Source organism: Escherichia sp. WS1152 (assembly GCF_046487665.1).
Taxonomy (GTDB): Bacteria; Pseudomonadota; Gammaproteobacteria; order Enterobacterales; family Enterobacteriaceae; genus Escherichia; species Escherichia coli.
Genome location: NZ_JBJQJA010000015.1, coordinates 86,743 through 93,377, shown reverse-complemented (window position 1 = coordinate 93,377; position 6,635 = coordinate 86,743). Strand labels below are relative to the sequence as shown.

Annotated in this window: 8 protein-coding genes and 2 tRNA genes; 8 read left to right on the top strand and 2 right to left on the bottom strand. The window is 50.6% G+C overall.

The genetic code is table 11. The annotated features are described in order from the left end of the window. The first annotated feature begins 33 nt into the window (after nt 1-33). Both ACJHW7_RS19725 and ACJHW7_RS19720 read left to right on the top strand, forming a co-directional pair. Nucleotides 34-110, top strand: a tRNA-Asp gene (locus ACJHW7_RS19725). Nucleotides 111-118: 8 nt separating this feature from the next. Further along, nucleotides 119-194, top strand: a tRNA-Trp gene (locus ACJHW7_RS19720). 95 nt (nt 195-289) lie between these two features. On the opposite strand, the gene hdfR is transcribed toward ACJHW7_RS19720, so the two are convergent. Next, a complete protein-coding gene (hdfR, locus tag ACJHW7_RS19715; RefSeq protein WP_000379250.1) occupies nt 290-1,129 on the bottom strand; it encodes an HTH-type transcriptional regulator HdfR in 840 nt (279 codons plus the stop codon). 118 nt (nt 1,130-1,247) lie between these two features. Here hdfR and maoP point away from each other — a divergent pair, with 118 nt between their 5' ends. Then, on the top strand, nt 1,248-1,586 hold the full coding sequence (gene maoP, locus ACJHW7_RS19710) for a macrodomain Ori organization protein MaoP (RefSeq protein WP_000841001.1): 339 nt from the start codon (nt 1,248-1,250) through the stop codon (nt 1,584-1,586). Nucleotides 1,587-1,610: 24 nt separating this feature from the next. Here the strand turns inward: maoP and ACJHW7_RS19705 are convergent, their stop codons facing one another. Beyond that, nucleotides 1,611-3,131 (bottom strand): YifB family Mg chelatase-like AAA ATPase, encoded by a 1,521-nt coding sequence (locus ACJHW7_RS19705; RefSeq protein WP_000058976.1) that lies wholly within the window; start codon nt 3,129-3,131, stop codon nt 1,611-1,613. A 351-nt stretch (nt 3,132-3,482) separates the two neighbouring features. Here ACJHW7_RS19705 and ilvL point away from each other — a divergent pair, with 351 nt between their 5' ends. The 5 genes from ilvL to ilvE all read left to right on the top strand — a co-directional run bounded on the left by ilvL (nt 3,483) and on the right by ilvE (nt 6,576). Next, nucleotides 3,483-3,581, top strand: coding sequence for an ilv operon leader peptide (gene ilvL, locus ACJHW7_RS19700; RefSeq protein WP_001311244.1), 99 nt, complete (start codon nt 3,483-3,485; stop codon nt 3,579-3,581). 86 nt (nt 3,582-3,667) lie between these two features. Then, nucleotides 3,668-3,718: a peptide IlvX gene (gene ilvX, locus ACJHW7_RS19695; protein ID WP_001387183.1), complete on the top strand. Its 51-nt coding sequence runs from the start codon at nt 3,668-3,670 to the stop codon at nt 3,716-3,718. A gap of 2 nt (nt 3,719-3,720) precedes the next feature. Beyond that, nucleotides 3,721-5,367: an acetolactate synthase 2 catalytic subunit gene (gene ilvG, locus ACJHW7_RS19690; protein ID WP_021557359.1), complete on the top strand. Its 1,647-nt coding sequence runs from the start codon at nt 3,721-3,723 to the stop codon at nt 5,365-5,367. Continuing rightward, nucleotides 5,364-5,627: an acetolactate synthase 2 small subunit gene (gene ilvM / locus ACJHW7_RS19685; protein WP_000983255.1), complete on the top strand. Its 264-nt coding sequence runs from the start codon at nt 5,364-5,366 to the stop codon at nt 5,625-5,627. Before ilvG ends, ilvM begins: the two co-directional genes overlap by 4 nt. 19 nt (nt 5,628-5,646) lie before the next feature. Continuing rightward, entirely contained in the window at nt 5,647-6,576 is a 930-nt protein-coding gene (gene ilvE, locus ACJHW7_RS19680; RefSeq protein ID WP_000208520.1) for a branched-chain-amino-acid transaminase, read from the top strand. Nucleotides 6,577-6,635 lie beyond the last annotated feature (59 nt).

Genomic DNA, 6,635 nt, shown 5'->3' with positions numbered 1-6,635 from the left:
GTCATAAAACCGGTGGTTGTAAAAGAATTCGGTGGAGCGGTAGTTCAGTCGGTTAGAATACCTGCCTGTCACGCAGGGGGTCGCGGGTTCGAGTCCCGTCCGTTCCGCCACCCTAATTAGGGGCGTAGTTCAATTGGTAGAGCACCGGTCTCCAAAACCGGGTGTTGGGAGTTCGAGTCTCTCCGCCCCTGCCAGAAATCATCCTTAGCGAAAGCTAAGGATTTTTTTTATCTGAAATAACCCTCTCCGAAGTAAATCCTTCTACCGGCATCCTTGCCAGCCATTCATATTAATACACTTCATCCAGCACGTTAATTTTCAAAAGATCGCGAATCAACGCATTTTTATCGCTATTTTGCAGCCATATGGCATAAAGCGGCCGTGAAAGTGTTGTGCTATCGACAACGGTATGCAGGCCGCCTTTTTTACGCGCCCAGCTGACGGGTAGCCAGGTGCAACCATTAAGCATCGCAATCTGTTGCTGTGCCAGTTCAGCAGAACTGGTTGTCAGAATGGGCACTTCGTCAGCACCGATCAAACCTGCCTCATGCTGTTGAAAATCTGGCCCCCACTCAAGTCGCAGATAATTAAGATCTCCCTTTAGTTTTGAAGGGGCACTGGTATAAAGCGCTAAAGTGAAATATCCCAGCAACTGACTACTAAGTTCGTCCATTTTGGGCGCTTCAGTGGTAATAAGAAGATCAAGCTGGCGTTCATGCAGCTGTTTTACCAGAGACTGCCGTTGGGCAATTCGCGCTTCGAACTGTAAGCCTGTATGGGCATCCTGATTTTGATACAAGCGTCCCAGCCACTGATTAAGCATACATTCCCACAACGAGGCGCTGGCACCGATAGAAAACTCGTTATGTCGTGAGGTATGCGCCACCTCCTTACGGGCGGCCTGCCAGGTGCTCATGAGCGTTTCTGCATAAGGCAGTAGTTTTTCACCGGCAGCGGTTAAACGGATATTGTTTCTGTGGCGGGTGAAAAGGTTCACACCCAGTTGATTTTCCAGTTGTCTGATTCGAAAGCTCACTGCTGACTGGGTCAGATAGAGCGATTCAGCCGCTCGACCAAAGTGACGCGTTCGGCTAACTTCCAGGAAAGTTTTTAACAATTCCGTATCCACAGTGCTCTCCGCAAAATTATTTGTCGTTATGATTTAAATGTTTTGTTTTACACTCTGTCAAGCGTAACTAATACTCCGCGCCATAACTAGCTCGGTCAAAGAATTAGGAGCGTGCAGGATGGCGGAAAGCTTTACGACGACTAATCGATATTTCGACAATAAACATTATCCACGTGGATTCTCTCGTCATGGTGATTTCACCATCAAAGAGGCACAACTGCTTGAGCGTCATGGTTATGCCTTCAATGAGTTGGATCTTGGCAAACGCGAGCCGGTTACCGAGGAAGAGAAACTCTTCGTAGCAGTATGCCGTGGCGAACGTGAGCCAGTGACAGAAGCAGAACGCGTGTGGTCCAAGTATATGACGCGTATTAAGCGTCCAAAACGTTTTCACACCCTTTCCGGCGGTAAACCGCAGGTTGAAGGTGCTGAAGACTACACCGATTCTGATGATTAATAAAAAGGGCGAAATGCCCTTTTTTTATGTCAGTAGTTTTTGCAGATGGATGAGCAAACGGTCAATCGCACGATAGCTAACTGCCTCCTGCAAATGCTGACGTGTGATAATGTCAGACTGATCAATATCAGCAATGGTTCGTGCAACTTTCAATAACCGCTGCCAGGCACGAATCGATAACCCCAGATGGATCAGTGTTCCTTCCAACCACATCGCATCTTCGCTCTCAAGTTTGCAGAATTGGCGTATTTCCGGACTATCCAGCCAGGCATTCAGTTTATTCTGCCGCTTAAATTGGCGCTCTCTGGCGGCCATTACGCGTTGTTTAACGGTGGCGCTGCTTTCTCCCGGCACTACCGTTTTACTCAAAATGCCGGGGGGTGGTAATGGGATCTCCAGTGAGAGATCGAAGCGGTCGAGAAAGGGCCCCGAGAGCCGGTTGAGATAACGTAATGTCTGTTCTGGCGTGCAGCGGTTATGGTTTCCCTGATAATGTCCGGTAGGGCTGGGATTCATCGCCGCAACAAGCTGGAAACGGGCTGGATAGGTTATTTTTGCTCGTGTGCGTGAAAGATGGATCTGCCCGGATTCAATCGGCTCTCGCAAGGCATCCAGTGTACGCCGTTCAAATTCAGGTAGCTCATCAAGAAAAAGCACGCCGTTATGCGCCAACGAAATTTCACCTGGCCCTGGAATTGCACCACCGCCCACCATCGCAGTTAACGACGCACTGTGATGAGGTGAGCGGAACGGGCGCTGCCGCCATTGTTTTTGTACTGATTCAGCATTTACCAGACTTAATATCGCAGCGCTCTCCAGTGCCTCTTCATTGCTTAAATCTGGCAACAGGCCATTAATACGGCTGGCGAGCATTGTTTTACCTGTTCCCGGCGGCCCAATCAGTAAAAGGTTGTGCCCGCCAGCGGCGGTAATTTCCAGTCCTCGCTTTCCTTGTTCCTGACCGACAACATCACTGAGATCATGTTGTAGCGCCCGGGATACTGCATCAGTTGGTTTCGGGCGTTCGAGAGCGTGCTTACCTTCCAGAAACGCACAGACAGCTTGCAGATGATCGGCTATCAGGCATCCTTCACCGTTAATTAGCCCCACTTCATCTTCGTTATCTTTCGCGACGATAATTTTTCTGCCCGACTTAATAGCTTCAGTTGCACTGGAGATTGCACCGGGAACGCCACGCAGAGCGCCTGTAAGAGCCAGTTCTCCGACTAATTCATATTCATCTAACTTATTGGCTGTAAGCTGTTCTGAGGCCGCCAGCAACGCAATGGCGATAGGTAAATCATATCGTCCCCCTTCTTTTGGCAGATCGGCTGGAGCCAGGTTGATGGTGATTTTTTTCGCCGGATATTCATATCCGCTATTGATAATGGCGCTGCGCACGCGATCGCGAGCTTCTTTTACCGTTGTTTCTGGTAAGCCCACCATCGTTAAGCCGGGTAGACCTTTACTGATATGTACCTCAACAGTGATCGGGGGCGCATTTACTCCCAGGGCTGCGCGGGTATGAACAATTGACAGTGACATAAGCCCTCCTTGAGTCACCATTATGTGCATAAGATATCGCTGCTGTAGCCCGCTAATTCGTGAATTTTAGTGGCTGATTCCTGTTTATTTGTGCAAGTGAAGTTGAGTTGTTCTGGCGGTGGAATGATGCTCGCAAAAATGCAGCGGACAAAGGATGAACTACGAGGAAGGGAACAACATTCATACTGAAATTGAATTTTTTCACTCACTATTTTATTTTTAAAAAACAACAATTTATATTGAAATTATTAAACGCATCATAAAAATCGGCCAAAAAATATCTTGTACTATTAACAAAACCTATGGTAACTCTTTAGGTATTCCTTCGAACAAGATGCAAGAAAAGACAAAATGACAGCCCTTCTACGAGTGATTAGCCTGGTCGTGATTAGCGTGGTGGTGATTATTATCCCACCGTGCGGGGCTGCACTTGGACGAGGAAAGGCTTAGAAATCAAGCCTTAACGAACTAAGACCCCCGCACCGAAAGGTCCGGGGGTTTTTTTTGACCTTAAAAACATAACCGAGGAGCAGACAATGAATAACAGCACAAAATTCTGTTTCTCAAGATTCAGGACGGGGAACTAACTATGAATGGCGCACAGTGGGTGGTACATGCGTTGCGGGCACAGGGTGTGAATACCGTTTTCGGTTATCCGGGTGGCGCAATTATGCCGGTTTACGATGCATTGTATGACGGCGGCGTGGAGCACTTGCTGTGCCGACATGAACAGGGTGCGGCAATGGCGGCTATCGGTTATGCCCGTGCTACTGGCAAAACTGGCGTATGTATCGCCACGTCTGGTCCGGGCGCAACCAACCTGATAACCGGGCTTGCGGACGCACTGTTAGATTCCATCCCCGTTGTTGCCATCACCGGTCAAGTGTCCGCACCGTTTATCGGCACCGACGCATTTCAGGAAGTGGATGTCCTGGGATTGTCGTTAGCCTGTACCAAGCACAGCTTTCTGGTGCAGTCGCTGGAAGAGTTGCCGCGCATCATGGCTGAAGCATTCGACGTTGCCAGCTCAGGTCGTCCTGGTCCGGTTCTGGTCGATATCCCAAAAGATATCCAGTTAGCCAGCGGCGATCTGGAACCGTGGTTCACCACCGTTGAAAACGAAGTGACTTTCCCCCATGCCGAAGTTGAGCAAGCGCGCCAGATGCTGGCAAAAGCGCAAAAACCGATGCTGTACGTTGGTGGTGGCGTGGGTATGGCGCAGGCAGTTCCTGCTTTACGAGAATTTCTCGCTACCACAAAAATGCCTGCCACCTGCACGCTGAAAGGGCTGGGCGCAGTTGAAGCAGATTATCCGTACTATCTGGGCATGCTGGGAATGCATGGCACCAAAGCGGCGAACTTCGCGGTGCAGGAGTGCGACTTGCTGATCGCCGTGGGTGCACGTTTTGATGACCGGGTGACCGGCAAACTGAACACCTTCGCACCACACGCCAGTGTTATCCATATGGATATCGACCCGGCAGAAATGAACAAGCTGCGTCAGGCACATGTGGCATTACAAGGTGATTTAAATGCTCTGTTACCAGCATTACAGCAGCCGTTAAATATCAATGACTGGCAGCAACACTGCGCGCAGCTGCGTGATGAACATGCCTGGCGTTACGACCATCCCGGTGACGCTATCTACGCGCCGTTGTTGTTAAAACAACTGTCGGATCGTAAACCTGCGGATTGCGTCGTGACCACAGATGTGGGGCAGCACCAGATGTGGGCTGCGCAGCACATCGCCCACACTCGCCCGGAAAATTTCATCACCTCCAGCGGCTTAGGTACCATGGGTTTTGGTTTACCGGCGGCGGTTGGCGCGCAAGTCGCGCGACCGAACGATACCGTCGTCTGTATCTCCGGTGACGGCTCTTTCATGATGAATGTGCAAGAGCTGGGCACCGTAAAACGCAAGCAGTTACCGTTGAAAATCGTCTTACTCGATAACCAACGGTTAGGGATGGTTCGACAATGGCAGCAACTGTTTTTCCAGGAACGATACAGCGAAACCACCCTTACCGATAACCCCGATTTCCTCATGTTAGCCAGCGCCTTCGGCATCCCTGGCCAACACATCACCCGTAAAGACCAGGTTGAAGCGGCACTCGACACCATGCTGAACAGTGATGGGCCATACCTGCTTCATGTCTCAATCGACGAACTTGAGAACGTCTGGCCGCTGGTGCCGCCAGGTGCCAGTAATTCAGAAATGTTGGAGAAATTATCATGATGCAACATCAGGTCAATGTATCGGCTCGCTTCAATCCGGAAACCTTAGAACGTGTTTTACGCGTGGTGCGTCATCGTGGTTTCCACGTCTGCTCAATGAATATGGCCGCCGCCAGCGATGCACAAAATATAAATATCGAATTGACCGTTGCCAGCCCACGGTCGGTCGACTTACTGTTTAGTCAGTTAAATAAACTGGTGGACGTCGCACACGTTGCCATCTGCCAGAGCACAACCACATCACAACAAATCCGCGCCTGAGCGCAAAAGGAATATAAAAATGACCACGAAGAAAGCTGATTACATTTGGTTCAATGGGGAGATGGTTCGCTGGGAAGACGCGAAGGTGCATGTGATGTCGCACGCGCTGCACTATGGAACCTCGGTTTTTGAAGGCATCCGTTGCTACGACTCGCACAAAGGACCGGTTGTATTCCGCCATCGTGAGCATATGCAGCGTCTGCATGACTCCGCCAAAATCTATCGCTTCCCGGTTTCGCAGAGCATTGATGAGCTGATGGAAGCTTGTCGTGACGTGATCCGCAAAAACAATCTCACCAGCGCCTATATCCGTCCGCTGATCTTCGTTGGTGATGTTGGCATGGGCGTAAACCCGCCAGCGGGATACTCAACCGACGTGATTATCGCCGCTTTCCCGTGGGGGGCGTATCTGGGCGCAGAAGCGCTGGAGCAGGGGATCGATGCGATGGTTTCCTCCTGGAACCGCGCAGCACCAAACACCATCCCAACCGCGGCAAAAGCCGGTGGTAACTATCTCTCTTCCCTGCTGGTGGGTAGCGAAGCGCGCCGCCACGGTTATCAGGAAGGTATCGCGCTGGATGTGAACGGTTATATCTCTGAAGGCGCAGGCGAAAACCTGTTTGAAGTGAAAGATGGTGTGCTGTTCACCCCACCGTTCACCTCCTCCGCGCTGCCGGGTATTACCCGTGATGCCATCATCAAACTGGCGAAAGAGCTGGGAATTGAAGTGCGTGAGCAGGTTCTGTCGCGCGAATCCCTGTACCTGGCGGATGAAGTGTTTATGTCCGGTACTGCGGCAGAAATCACGCCAGTGCGCAGCGTAGACGGTATTCAGGTTGGCGAAGGCCGTTGTGGCCCGGTTACCAAACGCATTCAGCAAGCCTTCTTCGGCCTCTTCACTGGCGAAACCGAAGATAAATGGGGCTGGTTAGATCAAGTTAATCAATAAATACAAAAAATGGGACGGCACGCACCGTCCCATTTACGAGACAGACACTGGGAGTAAAT

What these genes read in the sequence shown, in the direction of transcription:
- maoP (WP_000841001.1), top strand. Translation starts at nt 1,248, where the DNA reads ATGGCGGAAAGCTTTACGACGACTAATCGATATTTCGACAATAAACAT.
- ACJHW7_RS19705 (WP_000058976.1), bottom strand. Translation starts at nt 3,131, where the DNA reads ATGTCACTGTCAATTGTTCATACCCGCGCAGCCCTGGGAGTAAATGCG.
- ilvL (WP_001311244.1), top strand. Translation starts at nt 3,483, where the DNA reads ATGACAGCCCTTCTACGAGTGATTAGCCTGGTCGTGATTAGCGTGGTG.
- ilvG (WP_021557359.1), top strand. Translation starts at nt 3,721, where the DNA reads ATGAATGGCGCACAGTGGGTGGTACATGCGTTGCGGGCACAGGGTGTG.
- ilvM (WP_000983255.1), top strand. Translation starts at nt 5,364, where the DNA reads ATGATGCAACATCAGGTCAATGTATCGGCTCGCTTCAATCCGGAAACC.
- ilvE (WP_000208520.1), top strand. Translation starts at nt 5,647, where the DNA reads ATGACCACGAAGAAAGCTGATTACATTTGGTTCAATGGGGAGATGGTT.